Annotated in this window: 1 protein-coding gene; it reads right to left on the reverse strand. The window is 68.7% G+C overall.

Annotated elements, in window-relative coordinates:
* Positions 1–775, reverse strand: a 775-nt coding sequence (locus EQG76_RS18560; protein ID WP_159715865.1) for an MFS transporter, incomplete at its 3' end; no start/stop codon positions are given.
* Between the last annotated feature and the right edge of the window lie 249 nt (positions 776–1,024).

Raw genomic sequence — 1,024 nt, forward strand, 5'->3', positions numbered from 1 at the left:
CATTGGTGCTGAACCCGCAGATGAAGAACGTGCCGAACAGGACCCAGAAGGTCTGGGTCCGCGCAGCCTCGCGCAGTGCCGCCAGCGGCGAGACCAGTAGGTCGCGCAGCCGGCGATCCCTTGCCGGGGGCGGGGCCGGGGGCAGCTCGCCATAGGCGGACAGCCCGAGATCGGCCGGCCGGTCGCGCATCAGGAGCAGGACCAGCAGCATCGCCAGCACGATCATGCCGAGCACCAGGCACAAGGCCTGGCGCCAGCCGATCGCATCGGTGAGGGCTGCCAAGAGCGGCAGGAAGACGAGCTGGCCGGTGGCGTTGCTGGCGGTCATCAGGCCGACCACCAGGCCGCGCCGCCGGGTGAACCAGCGGGTCGCGACCGTGGCGCCCAGGACCAGCGCGGTCATGCCGGTGCCGATCCCGACGATGACCCCCCAGAGCAGCACGAGCTGCCAGATCTCGGCCATCAGGAACGAGCCGAGCAGGCCCGTCAGGATGAGCAGCAGGGCGGCGATCACCACCTGACGGATGCCGTAATGGTTCATGAAGGCGGCCGCGAACGGCCCCATCAGGCCGAACAGGACGAGCCGGACGGCAAGCGCCGAGGAGATGTCGGCGGTCTGCCAGCCGAACTCCTGCTGGAGCGGCACGATCATGACGCCCGGTGCGCCCATCGCCCCGGCAGTGGCCAGCATGGCGAGAAAGGTCGTGGCCGCGACCACCCACCCATAATGGATGTCGCGGGCGGCGAGGTAGCGGGCGAGGGCGCGTGAAAGCAATTCAGGAAGCCTCGGGCAGGAAGTGGCGGGCTGGAACCGGCATGCTATTTCACTCCTGATGCGGGTACATACCCGTAATACACGGCAGGATGGCCACTGCCACGGCCGGTCAGAGGCGGACAAGCAGGTCGCGGAGTTGCCCGGCGGCATCCTCGCCCAATTGCGCCTTGATCCTGTCCTGCACTCCCTGCCAGGCGGGAATGGCCTCGCCCAGGACCTTGTGGCCGGCCGGCTCAAGGCTGACAGAGG

This window comes from Geminicoccus flavidas (genome assembly GCF_009806515.1).
GTDB lineage: Bacteria > Pseudomonadota > Alphaproteobacteria > Geminicoccales > Geminicoccaceae > Geminicoccus > Geminicoccus flavidus.